This is a genomic window from Modicisalibacter radicis (genome assembly GCF_900961225.1).
Classification (GTDB): domain Bacteria; phylum Pseudomonadota; class Gammaproteobacteria; order Pseudomonadales; family Halomonadaceae; genus Modicisalibacter.
Window position 1 is genome coordinate 40,842 of sequence record NZ_CAAHFN010000051.1, and the last position, 18,059, is coordinate 58,900.

General features: G+C 65.9%; 17 protein-coding genes and 1 riboswitch. Of the genes, 15 read left to right on the forward strand and 2 right to left on the reverse strand.

The window, feature by feature from the left end; genetic code table 11:
• Positions 1–24: 24 nt before the first annotated feature.
• The 10 genes from HR9077_RS04655 to crcB all read left to right on the forward strand — a co-directional run bounded on the left by HR9077_RS04655 (position 25) and on the right by crcB (position 10,144).
• A complete protein-coding gene (locus tag HR9077_RS04655) occupies positions 25–1,149 on the forward strand; it encodes a beta-ketoacyl-ACP synthase III (RefSeq protein WP_136065631.1) in 1,125 nt (374 codons plus the stop codon).
• The gene (locus HR9077_RS04660) at positions 1,149–1,889 is read left to right on the forward strand and encodes an MlaA family lipoprotein (RefSeq protein ID WP_136065633.1); all 741 of its coding nucleotides are present in this window, start codon (positions 1,149–1,151) and stop codon (positions 1,887–1,889) included. The genes HR9077_RS04655 and HR9077_RS04660 overlap by 1 nt, the downstream gene beginning before the upstream one ends.
• Positions 1,890–1,901: 12 nt before the next feature.
• Positions 1,902–3,077 carry a PP2C family protein-serine/threonine phosphatase gene (locus HR9077_RS04665; protein ID WP_136065635.1) on the forward strand — a complete coding sequence of 392 codons (1,176 nt, stop codon included), beginning with the start codon at positions 1,902–1,904 and terminating at the stop codon, positions 3,075–3,077.
• Positions 3,064–3,570, forward strand: a complete 507-nt coding sequence (locus tag HR9077_RS04670; protein WP_136065637.1) for an STAS domain-containing protein — start codon at positions 3,064–3,066, stop codon at positions 3,568–3,570. Before HR9077_RS04665 ends, HR9077_RS04670 begins: the two co-directional genes overlap by 14 nt.
• Before the next feature lie 164 nt (positions 3,571–3,734).
• Positions 3,735–4,943 carry a Bcr/CflA family multidrug efflux MFS transporter gene (locus tag HR9077_RS04675; RefSeq protein WP_458692908.1) on the forward strand — a complete coding sequence of 403 codons (1,209 nt, stop codon included), beginning with the start codon at positions 3,735–3,737 and terminating at the stop codon, positions 4,941–4,943.
• Between the two features lie 105 nt (positions 4,944–5,048).
• Entirely contained in the window at positions 5,049–6,077 is a 1,029-nt protein-coding gene (locus HR9077_RS04680) for a PstS family phosphate ABC transporter substrate-binding protein (RefSeq protein WP_136065641.1), read from the forward strand.
• 100 nt (positions 6,078–6,177) lie between these two features.
• The gene (gene pstC / locus HR9077_RS04685) at positions 6,178–7,434 is read left to right on the forward strand and encodes a phosphate ABC transporter permease subunit PstC (RefSeq protein ID WP_136065643.1); all 1,257 of its coding nucleotides are present in this window, start codon (positions 6,178–6,180) and stop codon (positions 7,432–7,434) included.
• Between the two features lie 22 nt (positions 7,435–7,456).
• Positions 7,457–8,623, forward strand: coding sequence for a phosphate ABC transporter permease PstA (pstA, locus tag HR9077_RS04690; RefSeq protein ID WP_136065645.1), 1,167 nt, complete (start codon positions 7,457–7,459; stop codon positions 8,621–8,623).
• Between the two features lie 27 nt (positions 8,624–8,650).
• Entirely contained in the window at positions 8,651–9,508 is an 858-nt protein-coding gene (gene pstB, locus HR9077_RS04695; protein WP_458692907.1) for a phosphate ABC transporter ATP-binding protein PstB, read from the forward strand.
• Between the two features lie 50 nt (positions 9,509–9,558).
• Positions 9,559–9,638: riboswitch (Fluoride riboswitch) on the forward strand.
• A 107-nt stretch (positions 9,639–9,745) separates the two neighbouring features.
• Positions 9,746–10,144, forward strand: a complete 399-nt coding sequence (gene crcB / locus HR9077_RS04700) for a fluoride efflux transporter CrcB (RefSeq protein WP_136065647.1) — start codon at positions 9,746–9,748, stop codon at positions 10,142–10,144.
• Between the two features lie 65 nt (positions 10,145–10,209).
• Here the strand turns inward: crcB and HR9077_RS04705 are convergent, their stop codons facing one another.
• Positions 10,210–11,397, reverse strand: coding sequence for an acetyl-CoA C-acyltransferase (locus tag HR9077_RS04705; RefSeq protein WP_136065649.1), 1,188 nt, complete (start codon positions 11,395–11,397; stop codon positions 10,210–10,212).
• A 176-nt stretch (positions 11,398–11,573) separates the two neighbouring features.
• Here HR9077_RS04705 and HR9077_RS04710 point away from each other — a divergent pair, with 176 nt between their 5' ends.
• The 4 genes from HR9077_RS04710 to HR9077_RS04725 all read left to right on the forward strand — a co-directional run bounded on the left by HR9077_RS04710 (position 11,574) and on the right by HR9077_RS04725 (position 16,455).
• The gene (locus HR9077_RS04710) at positions 11,574–12,176 is read left to right on the forward strand and encodes a TetR/AcrR family transcriptional regulator (RefSeq protein ID WP_136065651.1); all 603 of its coding nucleotides are present in this window, start codon (positions 11,574–11,576) and stop codon (positions 12,174–12,176) included.
• Positions 12,177–12,467: 291 nt separating this feature from the next.
• Positions 12,468–13,229 (forward strand): SDR family NAD(P)-dependent oxidoreductase, encoded by a 762-nt coding sequence (locus HR9077_RS04715; RefSeq protein ID WP_136065653.1) that lies wholly within the window; start codon positions 12,468–12,470, stop codon positions 13,227–13,229.
• 138 nt (positions 13,230–13,367) lie between these two features.
• Complete coding sequence (locus HR9077_RS04720; RefSeq protein ID WP_136065655.1) at positions 13,368–15,179, forward strand: acyl-CoA dehydrogenase C-terminal domain-containing protein; 1,812 nt, start codon at positions 13,368–13,370, stop codon at positions 15,177–15,179.
• A gap of 169 nt (positions 15,180–15,348) precedes the next feature.
• Positions 15,349–16,455: an AI-2E family transporter gene (locus tag HR9077_RS04725; protein WP_136065657.1), complete on the forward strand. Its 1,107-nt coding sequence runs from the start codon at positions 15,349–15,351 to the stop codon at positions 16,453–16,455.
• Between the two features lie 6 nt (positions 16,456–16,461).
• On the opposite strand, the gene trxA is transcribed toward HR9077_RS04725, so the two are convergent.
• On the reverse strand, positions 16,462–16,785 hold the full coding sequence (gene trxA, locus HR9077_RS04730; protein WP_136065659.1) for a thioredoxin: 324 nt from the start codon (positions 16,783–16,785) through the stop codon (positions 16,462–16,464).
• Between the two features lie 267 nt (positions 16,786–17,052).
• Here trxA and cysB point away from each other — a divergent pair, with 267 nt between their 5' ends.
• Complete coding sequence (gene cysB, locus HR9077_RS04735) at positions 17,053–18,024, forward strand: HTH-type transcriptional regulator CysB (RefSeq protein WP_136065661.1); 972 nt, start codon at positions 17,053–17,055, stop codon at positions 18,022–18,024.
• The last annotated feature ends 35 nt before the right edge of the window (positions 18,025–18,059 follow it).

The window sequence follows — 18,059 nt, forward strand, 5'->3', positions numbered from 1 at the left end:
CTCAGCCGCCGTGAGGAGAACGCCATGACACACGCCGTCATCACCGGCACAGGCCTGTACACGCCGCCCCACGCCATCGGCAACGAGGCACTGGTGGCGGCCTTCAACAGTTGGGTGGATGCCGAGAACCGGCGCCACGCCGAGGCCATCGAGCGGGGCGAGCGCGAGCCGCTGGCCTATTCGAGCAGTGAGTTCATCGTCAAGGCGTCGGGCATTCACAGCCGTTACGTGCTCGATGCCGACGGCATCCTCGATCCCGAGCGGATGCGCCCGCGTCTCGACGAGCGGCCCGACGAGGCCCATTCGATCCAGTGCGAGATGGGCCTGGCGGCAAGCCGCGAGGCGCTCGAGCGGGCCGGGATCGGGGCCCACGAGGTCGACCTGGTGATCGTCGCCTGCTCGAACCTGGAGCGTGCCTATCCGGCGGTCGCGGTGGAGCTGCAGGCCGCGCTCGGCGCGAGTGGCCACGCCTTCGACATGAACGTGGCCTGCAGTTCGGCGACCTTCGCCATCGACGTGGCCGCCAACGCGGTGCGCAGCGGCGGCGCCAGGCGCGCGCTGGTGGTCAGCCCGGAGATCTGCTCGGCGCATCTCAACTTTCGCGATCGCGACAGCCACTTCATCTTCGGCGATGCCTGCACCGCGCTGGTGATCGAGGCCGACGATGTCGCTCGCGCCGATTCACGGTTCGCGATTCTCGGCAGCAAGCTGACCACCCGCTACTCCAACGCCATTCGCAACAATGCGGGGTTTCTCAACCGCATCACCGACAGCGATCCGCTGGCGGGCGACAAGCTCTTCGTGCAGGAGGGCCGGCGAGTCTTCAAGGAGGTCTGTCCGCTGGTCGCGCAGTTGATTGCCGATCACCTCGCCGAACTGGAGCTTGCCGCCGGTGAGCTGTCGCGACTCTGGCTGCACCAGGCCAATCGCCACATGAACGACATGATCGCCCGCCGCGTGCTGGGTCGCGATCCGGGCATCGAAGAAGCTCCGGTGATACTCGACCGCTACGCCAATACCAGTTCGGCGGGCTCGATCATCGCCTTTCACCTGCATCGCGACGACCTCCCGGCCGGCGCGTTGGGGGTGGTGTGTTCCTTTGGAGCCGGATACAGTGCCGGCAGCATCATGTTACGGAAGGTGAGCTGATGGAAAAGCTAGGTAAGGGAATTCTGGGACTCGTCGCCGCGACCACGCTCGCCGGCTGTGCCAGCCATTCGCCGCAGGCCGCCAACCCGGCGGACCCGTGGGAAGGTTTCAACCGTCGCGTCTTCGCCTTCAACGAGACCCTCGACCGTTACGCGCTCAAGCCCGCCGCCCAGGGCTACGATTTCGTCACGCCGCAGCCGGTGCAGGACGGCGTCGGCAATTTCTTCAGCAATCTCGATGAGCTGCGCACGATCCTCAATAGTGCGCTGCAATGGAAATGGGCCAACGCCGGGGTCGCTTCGGGACGTTTTCTGGTCAACACCACGCTGGGGCTGGGCGGGGTGCTCGATCCGGCCACCGAGCTGGGCTGGAACGTACAGGAAGAGGACTTCGGCCAGACGCTGGCGGCCTGGGGCGTGGGCGAGGGGCCCTACGTGGTCCTGCCGCTGCTGGGCGGGCGCACCCTGCGCCATGCCGGCGGGCTCCCGGCGGACTGGTACACCGATCCGGTGACCCACGTCGAGGATGACGCCACCCGCTATGGTCTGCGCGGTCTCGAGCTGGTCGACTACCGGGCCAGCGTGCTCGACCAGGAACAGCTGATCCAGGGCGATCGTTACAGTTTCCTGCGCGATACCTACCTGCAGCAGCGACGCTTCAAGGTCAACGACGGTGAACAGGGCCGCGACAGCTTCGCCGATGACGACTTCGATTTCGATGCGGATGATTTCGCAGAGTGAGAACCGGACTCCATGGTCAAGTCCCGTACGCTGATCGGTCTCCTCGACCGCCCCGGTGAGGCGCGTGATGCGCTGGCCGCGGTGCTCGGCCTGGGTGCCCACGCGGTGGCCGTCGGCGAGGGCGTCGACGAACTGCCCGAAGAGGTCGTCCTGATCGTCGCCCACGTCCGCGCCGTGGGCAGCGACGACTGGCCGGTACTGGCGCGCCGGTTGCCGACGATCGTGGTCACCGAGACCCGCCTCGACGACGACCTGTTGCCGGCGGTCGATGCCGGGCTGGTCGACTATCTGGTCGAGCCGCTGCGCCATGCCGAGGTGCTCAGGCGGCTGGTGGCTCGGGCTCTGGAGCATCAGCAACTTGCCGAGGCGCATGCCCGCGACCGCGCTCGGCTGGCCGAGCTCAACGAGAACCTGGAAACTCACCTGGCGCTGCTGCGCCTCGACCAGCAGGCCGGCTGGCACATCCAGCGCAAGATGCTGCCGCCGCAGCCGCTGACGATCAATGGCGTGGTCTGTGACTACTGGTTGGCGCCATCGCTCTATTTGTCGGGGGATTTCCTCGATTATCAGCGATTCGACGCGCATTACAGCGTGTTCTACTTCGCCGATGTCTCGGGGCACGGCGCCTCGTCGGCCTTCGTCACGGTCCTGCTGCGCTATCTGTGCAACCGCTGGTTGAGCGAATGGGACGGTCGTCAGCCGGAGGCGCTTGCGCCGCGCTGGCTGGCGCAGCTCAATCGCGAACTGCTCGACACTGGTATCGGCAAGCACATGACGCTGTTCGTCGGGGTGATCGACCATGACCAGCGTGTGCTGCACTATTCGCTGGGCGCGCAGCTACCGATGCCGCTGCTGGTCGACAGGAGCCTGGGCGCGGTCGCGGTACTCGAGGGCGAGGGCATGCCGGTGGGGTTGTTCCCGAACATCGACTATCCCGCCTATCGGGTGTCGCTGCCGGCGAACTTTCGCCTGTGGCTGTGTTCCGACGGGGTGTTGGAAGGCCTGCCGGGCGAGACCCTGACGGCGCGACTCGACGATCTCAAGCGACGCATCGTCGCCAACGACGACCTGGCCACCCTGCGCGCCGCCCTGACGGCGGGCGAGGAGGGGGCCACCACGGGCGGCGAAGAACCACCGGACGACCTGACTATTATGACGCTGAGCGGATTCGATCATGACGACGCATGACGGGCGACTGAAGGCGGCATTCGATGCCGGCGTGTTCGTGCTCAAGTTGTGCGGAGACGTTCGCCTGACCCTGTGCGCCACGCTGGACAACGAAGCCCAGCGGCTGGCCGACATGCCGGGCCTGAGGACGGTGATCGTCGATCTGCGCGAGGCGACCAACGTCGACTCCACGGCACTGGGCTTTCTGGCCAAGGTCGCCCTGGCGGTCAAGGGGCGGCTCGACCATCCACCGACCATCGTCGTCGACCATCCCGACGTGCGCCGGATGCTCGACGTGATGGGCTTCTCGCGCTATTTCACGCTGGTCCACGCACCGATCGCCGAGCCGGGCGGGCTGGCCGAGTTGCCGGCGGTGCAGGCCGACGAGGAGGGCCTGCAGGAGCGCATCCTCGAGGCGCACCGCATCCTGATGCGCATGAACGAGCACAATCGCGAGGAGTTCCAGCCGCTGGTCGATCTGCTCGAGGCCCAGCAGCAGCGCAACGATTCCTGACGTCCCCGCCTTGCCCTTTATACGCCGGGGCGTTGCCCGGCGGTCGACGGTGTGCCTCGCCTGCCGGGGCGGTCCCGACTGGTCGATCAATACCTGCTACCATTAGCGGCCTATTGGGATTCCTTCCGGCTTTCAGCCTCGGGATAGTGATAAGGAGCGTTATGTTGCAGCTCAATGCGCGTCGCGTCGCGCTATTGGTGGCGGCCAACACGGCCCTGGCGCCACTGGCCATCGATGCCTACCTGCCGGCCATTCCGGCGATGGCCGAGGCGGTCGGTGCCAGCGTGCATCTGACCGAACTGTCGGTCAGCCTGTTCCTGTTCGGCTTCGCGCTCGGCCAGCTGATCTTCGGCCCGCTGTCCGATCGGCTGGGCCGGCGCCCGGTGCTGCTCGGCGGTATCGTGGTGTTCCTGCTGTCGAGCCTGGCGATCACCCAGGTGGAAAGCCTCGAGGCACTCTGGACACTGCGCTTCGTGCAGGCCCTGGGCGGCGGTGCCTCGGTGGTCAATTCGGCGGCGATCGTGCGCGACTGCTTCAGTGGCCGCGAGGCGGCCAAGGTGCTCTCGACCATGGTGATGATCCTGATGCTGGCGCCGCTGGTCGCGCCGGCGCTGGGCAGTCTGTTGCTGTATCTCGCCGACTGGTGGCTGATCTTCGCCTTCCTGGCCCTCTACGCGGCCTTCGTGCTGTGGTTGTTGGGACGTTATCTGCCCGAGACCCATGGCCGCGATCCCGATGCGCCGAATTTCACCCAGGTGCTGGGCAATTACCTGACCGTGCTGCGTCATCGCGAGGCGATGGGCTACATCTGTGCGGTGTCGATGTCGTTCGCCGGCATGTTCGCGTTCATTACCGGCTCGCCCTTCCTGTACATGGAGTATTTCGGCCTGTCGCCGGCGGTCTATCCGTTCGTCTTCGGCGCCAACATCCTGATCATGGCGGGCTCCAATCGGATCAACATCCGCCTGCTCAAGCGCGCCTCGCCGCAGCGCAACCTGCTGTGGGGGCTGGGCATTCAGTTCGTGGCGGGGCTGGGGCTGCTGCTGATGTTCGCCAGCGGGCTGGACTCGCTCTACACGGTGGCGCCGCTGCTGATGGTGTTCGTCGGGATGCAGGGACTGATCGGGCCCAACGCGATGTCGTCGATGCTCGACCATTTCCCGAAGATTAGCGCCACGGCCACGGCGATGCAGGGCAGCATCCAGTTCTCCTGCGGGGCGCTGGCCGGGGTGCTGGTCGGTGCCTTCGAGATCCCCAGCGCCTGGCCGATGGTGCTGACCATGATCGGCGCCTCGATCATCGGCAACCTGGGGGTGCGGCTGCTCTCGGGGCGGGCGATGCGCGCCCAGCGGGCGGCGGCCGAGAACGCCTAGCCGCGCCCAAGGTCGGTTCTCGGGTCGTGTCATGAAGCTGTCATCTTTGTTGGGCATCGTGTGCCTTGCGAAGGTTGAACACTCTCATCGACAGGAGTTACCCGCATGAACCGCATCCTCAAGAGCCGTGTCTTGAAGACCACCGCGATCGCCGCAGCCGTTATGGGCGTGGCGGGCGCTGCCCAGGCGCGTGATCAGCTGCGTCTCGTCGGCTCGAGCACGGTCTACCCGTTCGCCAGCTACGTGGTGGAAGAGTTCGGCGCCACGACCGACTACCCCACGCCGGTCATCGAGTCCACCGGTTCCGGTGGCGGCCTGAAGCTGTTCTGCGAAGGTGTCGGCGACAATACGCCGGATATCACCAATGCCTCGCGGCGCATGAAGACCTCCGAGTTCGAGCGTTGCCAGGAGAACGGCGTGACCGACATCACCGAAGCGGTGATCGGCTACGACGGCATCGCCTTCGCCGAGTCCAGCAGCAACGAGCCGATCGACCTGTCCCGCGAACAGCTGTTCCTGGCGCTGGCCGCCAAGGTGCCGCAGGATGGCGAGCTGGTCGACAACCCCTACCAGAAGTGGAGCGATATCGATTCGTCGCTGCCCGACCGCGAAATCTCGGTCTACGGTCCGCCGACCACCTCCGGTACCCGTGACGCCTTCGAGGAGCTGGTCATGGAAGCCGCTTCCGAGGACATGGAAGGCTATGGCGGCGAAGGCTACACCGACATCCGCTCCGACGGCGCCTACATCGATGCCGGCGAGAACGACAACCTGATCGTTCAGCGCCTGGCCGAGGACACCAAGGCCTTCGGCATCTTCGGCTACTCGTTCCTCGAGGAAAACCCCGACACGCTGATCGGCGCGAGCATCGACGGCGTCGAGCCGACCCCGGAAGCGATCAGCTCCGGCGAGTATCCGGTCTCCCGTTCGCTGTTCTTCTACGTCAAGAACCAGCACGCCGAGTCCGTGCCGGCGATGTACGAATACGCCAACCTGTTCATGACCGAGCAGATGATCGGACCGATGGGCTACCTGAAAGGTCTCGGCCTGATCCCGCTGCCCGAAGAGATGCGTAGCGAACAGCGCCAGGCGGTCGAGAGCCATGAGCAGCTCGAACTGGCCGATCTCAAGTAATCGCGTCGCTGCATGAAACGCTGAGGCCGGTGGCGCAAGCCGCCGGCCCGTATGCATGCAGGGTAGCCCCGAGGGGCGAGGTTCCTGCCAAGAGACCGTTATGTCGACCAACCTGATCTATCTGCTTTTCTGTGGCGCGCTGTTGATGCTGGGGCTGGTTGCCTTCTTCCTGGCGCGCGGCAAGGCGACACGGACCCGTGCATCGGGCGCGGCGATGTTCGCGCAGCCCGACCAGTACGCCTGGTTCTCGGTGCTGGCCACGGCCGGCCCGGCGATACTGGCGGGCGCGCTGGGCGCCTTCGTGATGTTGCTGCTGGGGGCCGAGATTCCCGTGGCGTACTTGCTGACGGCCAGCGTGGTGATCGCCGCCATCGGTCTGTTCGTCGGGCTCATGCAGGTGCGCCCCGACTTCCATGCCCGCCAGGCGATCGAGAAGGTGATTCGCCTGGCCCTGGCCACGGCGGCCCTGATGTCGATCGTCACCACCTTCGGCATCCTGCTGTCGATCGTCTCCGAGGCGATCCGCTTCTTCCAGATGCAAAGCCTGTGGGACTTCATCACCGGCACCACCTGGTCACCGGGCGATAGCTTCCTGGCGTCCGCCGGGCGTGCCGGAGAGGGCTCCGGCGGGGCACAGTTCGGCTCGGTGCCGCTGTTCGCGGGGACCTTCCTGATCTCGCTGATCGCCATGCTGGTGGCGATCCCGGTGGGTCTGCTGGCCGCGATCTACATGGCCGAATTCGCGCCGCCCAAGGTGCGCGACCTGGCCAAGCCGGTTCTCGAGGTGCTCGCCGGCATCCCCACCGTGGTGTATGGCTTCTTCGCGGCGATCACCATCGCGCCGATCATCGTCGACGTGGCCGGCTTCTTCGGCCTCGACGCGTCCTACAACAACGCGCTGGCGCCGGGCGTGGTGATGGGCATCATGATCATCCCGTTCATCTCGTCGCTGTCCGACGACGTGATCAACGCGGTGCCCGACAGCATGCGCGAAGGCTCGCTGGCACTCGGCATGACCAAGAGCGAGACGATCCGCAGCGTGGTGCTGCCGGCATCGATGCCGGGGATCATCTCCGCCTCGCTGCTGGCGGTGTCGCGCGCGCTGGGCGAAACCATGATCGTGGTGATGGCTGCCGGCATGCGCCCCAACCTGACCGCCAACCCGCTCGAGGACATGACCACCGTGACGGTACGCATCGTCGCGGCGCTGACCGGCGACCAGGAGTTCGCCAGCGCCGAGACCCTGTCGGCCTTCGCGCTGGGGCTGGTGCTGTTCGTGGTCACGCTGATCCTCAACATGGTCTCGGTACTGATGATTCGTCGCTTCCGCGACAAGTACCGCACCAACACCCTGTGACACGACGAGGACTATTGCGCTCATGAGCCAATCCTTTGACGAGATCACCGCTCAGCTCAAGCGGCGCCACCGCCGCTCGGCGCGCCTCAAGCACATGTCGATGGGGGCATTGATCCTGGCGGCGGCGTTTCTGTTCATCTTCATCGGCGACATGCTGGTCAAGGGCCTGCCGGCTTTCCAGCAGGCCCAGATCCAGGTCGAGGTCAGCTATACCGAGCAGGCCAGTCAGATTCCGCCGGCGGCGGTCGGCGAGGACGTGCGGGGGCTGGTCAGTCGCGGTTATCTGCGCCTGATTCCCGGGCGCATGCGTGACAATCCCGAACTGCTGGGCACCACCCGGATGGAGTGGGTGCTCGCCGACAGTTCGGTGGATCAGTACCTCAAGGGCCACGAGGACGCCCTGCGTGGCAGCGAGGCGCGGGTGGTAGAACGGCTGATCGAGGGGGGGCGGGCCGAGCTGCGCTTCAACACCACGTTCTTCACCAATGGCGACTCCAAGATGCCGGAACTGGCAGGCATCGCCTCGGCGGCGGTGGGCACCGTCATGACGTTGATCGTGACCATGCTGGTGTGCTTTCCGGTGGGAGTGATGACCGCGGTCTACCTGGAAGAGTTCGCCCCGGACAACCGACTGACCCAGCTCATCGAGATCAACATCAACAATCTCGCGGCGGTGCCGTCGATCCTGTTCGGCTTGCTGGGTCTGGCGATCTACATCAACTTCTTCGGCGTGCCGCGCTCCTCGCCGCTGGTCGGCGGGCTGACACTGGCGCTGATGACGCTGCCGGTGATCATCATCACCACCCGCTCGGCGCTGCGCAGCATCCCTGACGGCATCCGCCAGGCGGCGTTCGGCGTCGGCTGTTCGCGCTGGCAGGTGGTGCGCGACCACGTGCTGCCGCTGTCGCTGCCTGGCATCCTCACCGGGTCGATCATCGGCATGGCCCAGGCGATGGGCGAGACCGCACCGCTGATCATCGTCGGCATGGTGGCCTTCATTCCCGATGTCGGCGGGTCCTTCACGGACGCCGCCACGGTGATGCCGGCGCAGATATTCACCTGGGCCGGAGAGCCCGACCGCGCCTTCGTCGAGAAGACCGCCGGCGGCATCCTGGTGCTGCTGGCGGTGCTGATCTCGCTCAATGCCACGGCGGTGTGGCTGCGCAAGAAATTCGAACGGCGCTGGTAAGTCACCTCTCTCTTATAGGACAAGTTCATGTTGAACGAGCAGATCGTCGAAAATCGCGAAAAGCCGCGTGGCGTCCAGCGCCAGCCGGCGCGCGGCGAGCCGGTGAGCCGCAACGAAAAGGCCAACCACGAATTGAGTATCCGCGTGCGGGATCTCAACCTGTGGTACGGCAAAAACCAGGCGCTGAAGAACATCGACATCGATATCTACCAGCGCAACGTGACCGCGCTGATCGGTCCGTCGGGCTGTGGCAAGTCGACCTTCCTGCGCTGCCTCAACCGCATGAACGACCTGATCAAGAGCGTGCACGTCGAAGGCCTGGTGGAGATGGACGGACACGACGTCAACGCCCCCCGGATGGACGAGGTCGCGTTGCGTCGCCGGGTGGGCATGGTCTTCCAGAAGCCCAACCCGTTCCCCAAGTCGATCTACGAAAACGTCGCCTACGCGCCGCGCATGCACGATCTGGTCAGCCGCAAGGCCGACCAGGACGAACTGGTCGAGCGTGCGCTGACCGATGCCGGGCTGTGGAACGAGGTCAAGGACAAGCTGCAGCAGCCCGGCACCTCCTTGTCCGGCGGCCAGCAGCAGCGGCTGTGCATCGCCCGGGCGATCGCCGTGCAGCCCGACGTGATCCTGATGGACGAACCGACCTCGGCGCTCGATCCGATCTCGACGGCGACCATCGAGGACCTGATGGACAAGCTGAAGCAGCAGTTCACCATCGTCACGGTCACCCACAACATGCAGCAGGCCGCGCGCGTCGCCGACTACACGGCGTTCTTTCACCTCGGCGAGGTGATCGAATACAACGACACGCAGATGATGTTCTCCAACCCCTACACCAAGAAGGCCGAGGATTACATTACCGGTCGCTACGGTTGATCGTTATCCCGGGGGCTTCTTGAACCGCAGCCGGCGGGCGTGGTAAACCTACCGGTCACGGAGATGGCATTCCTCCCGGTCCTAGACCGAACCACCGCCCGTCACGGCGGTTAATGATGCCTGCGAAGCGCCCGAGGTGCGTAGCAGGCATCCGTGTGTCCCTTCCTCCCGGCCGCTTCGCGTTGCTTCCCTTGCCCTGAATACGACAGCCCTTGGACACGACAGGACGAAGAACGCATGTGGTTATCGATACTGGCCATCGGCGCAGGCGCCGCCCTGGGGGCCAATCTGCGCTGGCTGCTGAGTACCTGGCTGAATGCCCTGTTTCCCGCGCTGCCGCCCGGCACACTGGCCGCCAACCTGCTGGGCAGTTGGCTGATCGGGGTGGCCTTCGCGCTGTTCGATCAATTGCCGTCGCTGTCCACGGAGTGGCGGCTGTTCGTGGTCACCGGCTTCCTGGGGGCGTTGACCACCTTCTCGACGTTTTCCATCGAAATGCTCGCCAATATCCAGGCGGGCCGGTGGGGCATGACTCTGGCGGGCATTGCCCTGCATGTCGCTGGCTCGTTGAGCCTGGCCGCACTGGGCATGGCGACGGTGGCGGCGCTGCGCCAGCTGCCGGGATTGCTGAAGTAGCACCCGCACGAGCAGCCAGGATGCTGAGCGCACCCGCTGGGCGTTCGGCGCCAGCGGGCAGGGTGTCAGTCGCTCAGTTCCACGGCGATCGCCGTGGCCTCGCCGCCGCCGATGCACAGGCTGGCGATGCCGCGCTTGCCGCCACGCCGGCGCAGGGCGTTGATCAGCGTGACGATGATCCGCGAGCCGGTGGAGCCGATGGGGTGGCCCTGGGCGCAGGCGCCGCCGAAGACGTTGACCTTGTCGTGATCCAGGCCCAATTCGTCCATGGCGATCAGCGTGACCACGGCGAAGGCTTCGTTGATCTCGTAGAGATCGACGTCATCGGCCGACCAGTCGAGGCGTTTCAGCAGCTTGCCGATGGCGCCCACCGGAGCGAGGGTGAATTCGCTGGGATGCTGCGAGTGCGTGGCATGGCCGAGGATGGTGGCCTGCACCGCGGCGCCGGCGGCCTGGGCTGCGCCCCGGCTGGCCAGGATCAATGCCGAGGCGCCGTCGGAGATCGAACTGGCGTTGGCGGCGGTGATGGTGCTGTCGCGGCTGAAGGCGGGGCGCAGCGTGCGGATCTTGTCGAGGCGTGCGGCGAACGGTTGCTCGTCGTGCTCGACGACGCTTTCGCCATGGCGCGAAGCGACCGTGACCGGGGTGATCTCGCCGCCTAGTTCGCCGGCTTCGTGAGCCGCCATGGCGCGCTCCAGCGAGGCGATGGCGAAATCGTCCATGCGCTCGCGGGAGTAGCCCCGGTCATCGGCGACCCGCTGGGCGAACGCGCCCATCAACTGGCCAGTCTCGGCGTCCTCGAGGCCATCGAGGAACATGTGATCCTTGAGCTCGCCGTGCCCCAGACGATAGCCGCCACGCGCCCGGGTCAGCAGGTGCGGGGCGTTGGACATCGACTCCATGCCGCCGGCGAGCAGGATCTCGCCGCTGCCGGCGCGGATCAGGTCGTGGGCGAACATGGTGGCCTTCATGCCCGAGCCGCACAGCTTGTTGACGGTGGTGGCGCCGCGGGCGTCGCCGATGCCGGCCTGACGCATCGCCTGGCGGGCCGGACCCTGCTTGACCCCGGCGGGCAGCACGCAGCCGAGGATGCCTTCGTCGATGGCGTCGGCGTCGATGCCGCTGCGCTGGATGGCGGCACGGATGGCGGCGGCGCCGAGCTGCGGGGCGCTCAGGTTCGACAGGCTGCCGAGCATGCCGCCCATCGGGGTGCGTGCGCCGCCCAGGATGACGATATCGCTCTCTGAGGACATGGCGTTCTCCACTTGCGTCGTTCTGGCATTGTCCGGGTGGGTTGGGTGTGGCCGGCGACCATGGCGCCTCGTTGAATCCAGCGGCGATGGCTCGAAAGCCGGCCTGGCGCGCGTTGACCGCGGAGATGCCCTATGCTTTGCTCGGTAAAAACCAAGCAAGCGCTCGTGTTAATTCGATGACTTTAGTGAACGCCTCACCCCGTCGCAAGGAGTTGATCCGGATTGCCGCTCGTCTGTTCGTCGAAGAGGGCTTCGACCGCACCACGGTGCGCATGCTGGCGCAGGCGATGGGCATCAAGTCCGGCAGCCTGTTCCATCACTTCAGCGACAAGCAGGCGATTCTCTGCGCGGTGATCGAGACCGGCATGCAGCATGCCCTGACGCTGGCGCGTAGTGCGCTGGCCGACGCCGGATGTTCGCCCTCGGTGCGCCTCGACGCCTTGGCACGGGCGCACCTCGAGACGCTTCTGACCGAGCGCAACGCCCATGTCGTGGCGCTCTACGAATGGCGGCGCCTGGACGCTGGCTCACGTGATCACCTGATCCACCTGCGCGACGCCTACGAGTCGCTGTGGCAGAAGGTGGTCGACGAAGCGCTGGAGGCCGGGCTGATCCGGGGCGACCGCCTGCTGGTGCGGCGCTTCGTGCTCGGCGCGCTCAACTGGACGGTGCGCTGGTACGACCCGGCGGGGCCGCGCTCGCCCGAGGCGCTGGCCCGCGAACTCATCGCCATGCTGAGCGGGCCGGCGTTCGCGACCGGCCATGTCGGCCGGCCCTGATTCCGGCGATCTTCTTCCGAGCCGCATCCCGCCGGCTGCGACCATGGTCTTGGCCTCCGGGTCTTGTTCGGCCTGCACGGGCTGGCTAGGGTGTAAACCAAGCGCTCGGCTGAGCCGTTTGCGACTTTACGTTTACGTCAAAGAAAGCCAAGTTCGTCGGTCTCGAGCGTTGCCCGTGCATGCCTAGCCGCGTTCGATCGATTTCGTCGACGCGCTACCCAAGACCCCCAACGGCAGATCCAGCGCTTCAAGTTACGCGCGCAGGCCGCCGCACCCACGGAGATTCGCTGAATGCAATTGACCGAGCGTACCTTTCTGATCACCGGCGCCGCCTCGGGGCTGGGGGCGGCGACCGCCGAACGGCTGGTGGCCGGCGGCGCGCGAGTGATCCTCTGCGACCTCAGCGAGGCCGTCGAGGCGCTTGCCGAGCGGCTGGGCGACGCGGCGCGGGCATGTCGCGGCGACGTCACCGACGGCGATGCCATGCAGGCGGCGGTGGATCTCGCCGTCGCCCGGGGCGGGCTGCATGGCGTGGTGCATTGTGCCGGGGTGGTCAGCGTCGCCAAGCTGCTCGATCGCGACGGCAATCCGGCGGATATCGAGGCTTTCAAGCGAACCATCGACATCAATCTGGTGGGCACCTTCAACGTGCTGCGTCTGGCCGCGGCGGCGATGGCCCGCAACGAACCCGAAGGCGAGGATGGCGAACGCGGGGTGATCATCGACACCGCGTCGATCGCCGCCTTCGACGGCCAGGTGGGCCAGGCCGCCTACAGCGCCTCCAAGGCCGGGGTGGCGGGCATGACGCTGCCGCTGGCCCGCGAGCTGTCGCGCCACGGCATCCGGGTGATGACCATCGCGCCGGGCGTGTTCGAGACGCCGATGATGGCGGGCATTCCCGACGAGGCTGTCGCCGCGCTGTCGTCTGCCGTGCCGTTTCCCAAGCGCCTGGGGCGGGCCACCGAATTCGCCGCGCTGGCCGAGCAGATCGTCACCAACGTCATGCTCAACGGCGAGACCATTCGTCTCGATGGAGGTATCCGCATGCAGTGAACAGGGAAGAGGGAAGATCCTCTTAAGGCCCGCGGCGAAATTTAAACGAACGCTTGACTCGATGAGCTTGGCGGCGCTAATTTCAAACATATGTTTGAACGCGGCCAGGCCGCGTCGCGCCCATTCGAGGAGACCCCCATGCCCGACTATCAGGCCCCGCTGCGCGATCTGCGCTTCGTGATGAACGAGATGCTCGACTATCCCGGTCACTATGCCGGCCTGGCGAACGGTAGCGAGGCCACGCCCGACATCGTCGACGCGATTCTCGAGGAGGGGGGGCGCTTCGCCCGTGACGTGTTGCTGCCGCTCAACCAGCGCGGCGACCAGCAGGGTTGCGTGCTCGAAGGCGGCGAGGTCAAGGCCCCGCAGGGCTTCAAGGAGGCCTATGCCCAGTACGTCGACGGCGGCTGGCCGGGCCTGGCGGCCGAGCCCGAATTCGGCGGCCAGGGCCTGCCGGCGTCGCTGAACCTGGCGCTGTCGGAGATGATCTGCTCGAGCAACCTGGCGTGGGGCATGTACCCGGGGCTGTCCCACGGTGCCGCCGACGCGCTGCGCCATCACGGCAGCGATGCCCAGAAGGCCACCTACCTGAGCAAGCTGGTCGAGGGCGTATGGACCGGCACCATGTGCCTGACCGAGCCGCACTGCGGTACCGACCTGGGATTGATCAAGACCCGTGCGATCCCCGCCGACGATGACGGCTACCTGATCACCGGCACCAAGATCTTCATCTCCGCCGGCGAGCACGACCTGACCGAGAACATCGTCCATCTGGTGCTGGCCAAGCTGCCCGACGCGCCGCAAGGGTCGCGGGGCATCTCGCTGTTCGTGGTACCCAAGTTCCTTCCCGACGCCGCGGGCAACATCGGCGAGCGCAACGGCGTCAGCTGCGGCTCGCTGGAACACAAGATGGGCATCCATGGTAACGCCACCTGCGTGATGAACTTCGACGCCGCCAAGGGCTACCTGGTGGGGCCGGAACACAAGGGGCTGGCGTGCATGTTCACGATGATGAACGAGGCGCGTATCGGCGTGGGCATCCAGGGGCTGGGCCTGATGGAAGCGAGTTTCCAGAATGCCCTGGCCTATGCCCGCGATCGCCTGCAGATGCGCGCGCTGTCGGGAACCAAGGCCGCCGACAAGCCGGCCGATCCGATCATCGTGCACCCCGACGTGCGACGCATGCTGCTGACCCAGAAGGCGCTGGCCGAGGGCGGCCGGATGCTGGTGATGTACACCGGCCAGCTCGTCGATCTGGCCGAACACGCGACCGACGCCGCCGAGCGCGAGCGCGCCGAGACCCTGCTCGGCCTGCTCACGCCGATCGTCAAGGCGTTTCTTACCGAGCTGGGCTTCGAGGCTACCAACGAGGGCGTGCAGGTGTTCGGCGGCCACGGCTTCATCGCCGAGTGGGGCATGGAACAGTTCGTCCGCGACGCCCGGATCACGCGGCTCTACGAGGGCACCACCGGCATCCAGGCGCTCGATCTGCTGGGTCGCAAGGTGCTGATGAGCCAGGGTGAAACGCTCAAGGTCTTCACCCGGGAGATCCACAAGTTCTGCCAGGCGCAGGCCGGCCGCAGCGAGCTCGAGGCGTATGTCGAGCCGCTGTCCCGGCTCAACGCCGAGTGGGGCGAGCTGACCATGGCGGTGGGCATGAAGGCCATGAACGACCGCGAAGAGGTGGGCGCGGCGAGCGTCGACTACCTGCTCTATTCGGGCTATGTCACGCTGGCCTACCTGTGGGCGCGCGCCGCGGACACTGCCAGCCGGGCACTCGCCGCGGGCGACGGCGACGCGGCGTTCTATCGTGCCAAGCTGGCGACCGCGGATTTCTACTTCCAGCGCCTGCTGCCGCGTACCCGCGCCCATGCCGAGATGATTCGTGCCGGTGGTGCCTCGCTGATGGCGCTGAGTGCCGAGGAGTTCGGCCTCGGCTTCGAGCCCTGAAGCGCCGAACGGGTAACGCTGTCTTCGGGTCAGGCGCTCTGCTCCTTTCAGGCGGGCCTCGCGGCCCGCTTTTTTGATGCCGCTTCAGCCATTGCATCGGTCGGCCAGGTTTGTCGTCGGCCCCGGAACGGGCCATCATGTGCGCACCGCAAAAAGCCAGGACGGCCCCATGGATCATGACGTCGACGACAGCAAGCGCAGCATCCCCCTCAACCTGACGCTGACCCTGGCGGCACTGGTCATCATCATCGCCGGCATGAAGCTCGGCGCCGACCTGCTGGTGCCGTTGATCCTGTCGCTGTTCATCGCGGTGATCTGCACCTCGCCGGTCCACTGGCTGTATCGCATGGGCCTGGGCCGCCGCAGTGCCGTACTGGTGACCCTGCTGATCGCCGGGGTCTTCCTGGTGCTGCTGGGGTCGCTGCTGGCGGGCAGCTTCGCGACCTTCATGGAGGCGCTGCCCCAGCTCGAGGGCCAGTTGCACAAGCACTACCTGAGCCTGCTCAATTGGCTATCGAGCCTGGGGGTGTACATCCAGCCCAAGCGGATGTCCGAGTGGCTCGACCCGACCAGCGCCACGCAGATGGTGCCGACCTTCCTCGGCAGCCTGGGCAGCCTGTTGTCGCAGAGCGTGCTGATCATCCTGCTGGTGATCTTCATGCTCTTCGAGACCCTGGACTTTCGCAACAAGGTGGCGCAGTCGCTGGAGAATCCGGCGCCCAGCCTGCGGCGCTTCAACGAGTTCAGCTACAACCTCAAGCGCTATCTGGCGATCAAGACGCTGATCAGCCTGGTCACCGGGGCCCTGGTGACCGTCGCCTGCCTGCTGCTGGGCGTGCAGTTTCCGCTGCTGTGGGGAACGCTGGCCTTCAGCCTCAATTACATCCCCAACATCGGTTCGGCGCTGGCGGCGATACCCGCCGTGCTGCTGACGATGGTGATGCCCGACGGCGGGCTGGGCAAGGCGGGCATGCTCGCCGGCGCCTATCTGGGCATCAACTTCGTGATCGGCAACCTGATCGAACCGCGTGTCATGGGCAGGACGCTGGGCCTGTCGACGCTGGTCGCCTTCCTGTCGCTGGTGGTATGGGGCTGGATCCTGGGACCGGTGGGGATGTTGCTGTCGGTGCCGCTGACGATGACCCTGAAGATCGCGCTGAACAGTCACCCCGAAACGCGCTGGCTGGCGCGCATGCTGGGCGGAAGGCGGGAGTACGGCGATAAAGCGGTGAAAAAGCCATCGCCCCGGGGCGAACGGGACGATGGCGAGGGGTGAGTCCGGTCAGGCGTTCTGGTCGATGAACTGGACCAGCTGCGACTTGGACTGCGCGCCGACCAGCGAGGCGACCTTGGCGCCCGACTTGAACAGCATGACGGTGGGAACGCCGCGTACGCCATGATCGGCGGCGATGTCCGGCGCGTCGTCGACATTGACGCTGACCACCTTGAGGTTATCGGCCTTCTCGTCGGCGACTTCCTCGATCACTGGCGCCATCATCTTGCACGGGCCGCACCAGGGCGCCCAGAACTTCAGCAGGACGGGCTTGTCGGCCCCGAGGACCTCCTGCTCGAAGTTGGCTGTGGTGACATCGACGTTGTTAGCCATGTATCTCTCCAGATTGCTTGCGCTCATCACTAGCGTAGTCGACCGATGGTAGCTGGCGGCTTTCGGGCTGGCAAATACACGTTGCCATGCCGTCCCATAGGCGATCGCTATGAAAGGCCGGACCGTCTTGCCGCCGGCTTTCGCGCCGACTATGATGCCTTTTATATGCCATAAAGTAATCGGTTTAAAGAGTTTTAGTTCCTCAGGGAATTTCGTGCGTGATACGCAGAAGGCACCCGCGGGGTCAGAAGCAGCCAGGGGTTCGGCATGAAATTGCAGCAATTGCGCTATATCTGGGAAGTCACCCGACACAATCTCAACGTCTCGGCGACGGCACAGAGCCTGTTCACCTCGCAGCCGGGCATCTCCAAGCAGATCCGCCTGCTCGAGGATGAGCTGGGCGTGGAGATATTCGCCCGCAGCGGCAAGCACCTGACCCGGGTGACCCCGGCCGGCGAGTCGATCGTCGCGCTGGCCGGCGAGGTACTGCGCACCGTCGACAACATCAAGCAGGTCGCCCAGGAACACAGCGACGAGCGTCGTGGCAGCCTGTCGCTGGCCACCACCCACACCCAGGCGCGCTACGCGCTGCCGCCGCTGATCAGCGAATTCACCCGCAAGTATCCGGACGTCGCCCTGCACATGCAGCAGGGCACGCCCAAGCAGATCGCCCAGATGGTCAGCGAAGGGCTCGCCGACTTCGCGATCTGCACCGAATCGCTGGAGCTGTTCAACGACCTGGTGCTGTTGCCCTGTTACCGCTGGAACCGCTGCATCCTGGTGCCCGAGGATCACCCCCTGGCCAAGCTGGGCGAGTTGACTCTAGAGCGGCTCGCCGAGTACCCGCTGGTCACCTACGTGTTCGGCTTTACCGGCCGTTCGCAGCTCGACGATGCCTTCCGCGCCAAGGGGCTGACGCCCAACGTGGTGCTCACCGCCGCCGATGCCGACGTGATCAAGACCTATGTGCGCCTGGGGATGGGCGTGGGCATCGTCGCGCACATGGCGGTCGACCCCGAAGCCGACGACGATCTGGTGCCGCTCGATGCCAGCCACCTGTTCGCCAGTTCCACCACCAAGATCGGCATCCGTCGCGGCACCTTCATGCGCAGCTACATGTACGACTTCATCCAGCGCTTCGCGCCGCATCTCGACCGCGACCTGATCGATGCCGCCCTGGCTGCCGGGCCGCGTCACGAGCAGGAGCTGTTCGCCAATGTCGAGCTACCGGTGCGCTGACCTCGCAAGGCGCGGCCATGAAAAAACCGCCGCGG

What these genes read in the sequence shown, in the direction of transcription:
- HR9077_RS04705 (WP_136065649.1), bottom strand. Translation starts at nt 11,397, where the DNA reads ATGTCCTCAGAGAGCGATATCGTCATCCTGGGCGGCGCACGCACCCCG.
- pstB (WP_458692907.1), top strand. Translation starts at nt 8,651, where the DNA reads ATGTTGAACGAGCAGATCGTCGAAAATCGCGAAAAGCCGCGTGGCGTC.
- HR9077_RS04665 (WP_136065635.1), top strand. Translation starts at nt 1,902, where the DNA reads ATGGTCAAGTCCCGTACGCTGATCGGTCTCCTCGACCGCCCCGGTGAG.
- HR9077_RS04655 (WP_136065631.1), top strand. Translation starts at nt 25, where the DNA reads ATGACACACGCCGTCATCACCGGCACAGGCCTGTACACGCCGCCCCAC.
- HR9077_RS04720 (WP_136065655.1), top strand. Translation starts at nt 13,368, where the DNA reads ATGCCCGACTATCAGGCCCCGCTGCGCGATCTGCGCTTCGTGATGAAC.
- pstC (WP_136065643.1), top strand. Translation starts at nt 6,178, where the DNA reads ATGTCGACCAACCTGATCTATCTGCTTTTCTGTGGCGCGCTGTTGATG.
- HR9077_RS04725 (WP_136065657.1), top strand. Translation starts at nt 15,349, where the DNA reads ATGGATCATGACGTCGACGACAGCAAGCGCAGCATCCCCCTCAACCTG.
- HR9077_RS04660 (WP_136065633.1), top strand. Translation starts at nt 1,149, where the DNA reads ATGGAAAAGCTAGGTAAGGGAATTCTGGGACTCGTCGCCGCGACCACG.
- HR9077_RS04670 (WP_136065637.1), top strand. Translation starts at nt 3,064, where the DNA reads ATGACGACGCATGACGGGCGACTGAAGGCGGCATTCGATGCCGGCGTG.
- cysB (WP_136065661.1), top strand. Translation starts at nt 17,053, where the DNA reads ATGAAATTGCAGCAATTGCGCTATATCTGGGAAGTCACCCGACACAAT.
- trxA (WP_136065659.1), bottom strand. Translation starts at nt 16,785, where the DNA reads ATGGCTAACAACGTCGATGTCACCACAGCCAACTTCGAGCAGGAGGTC.
- crcB (WP_136065647.1), top strand. Translation starts at nt 9,746, where the DNA reads ATGTGGTTATCGATACTGGCCATCGGCGCAGGCGCCGCCCTGGGGGCC.
- HR9077_RS04710 (WP_136065651.1), top strand. Translation starts at nt 11,574, where the DNA reads ATGACTTTAGTGAACGCCTCACCCCGTCGCAAGGAGTTGATCCGGATT.
- HR9077_RS04715 (WP_136065653.1), top strand. Translation starts at nt 12,468, where the DNA reads ATGCAATTGACCGAGCGTACCTTTCTGATCACCGGCGCCGCCTCGGGG.
- HR9077_RS04680 (WP_136065641.1), top strand. Translation starts at nt 5,049, where the DNA reads ATGAACCGCATCCTCAAGAGCCGTGTCTTGAAGACCACCGCGATCGCC.
- pstA (WP_136065645.1), top strand. Translation starts at nt 7,457, where the DNA reads ATGAGCCAATCCTTTGACGAGATCACCGCTCAGCTCAAGCGGCGCCAC.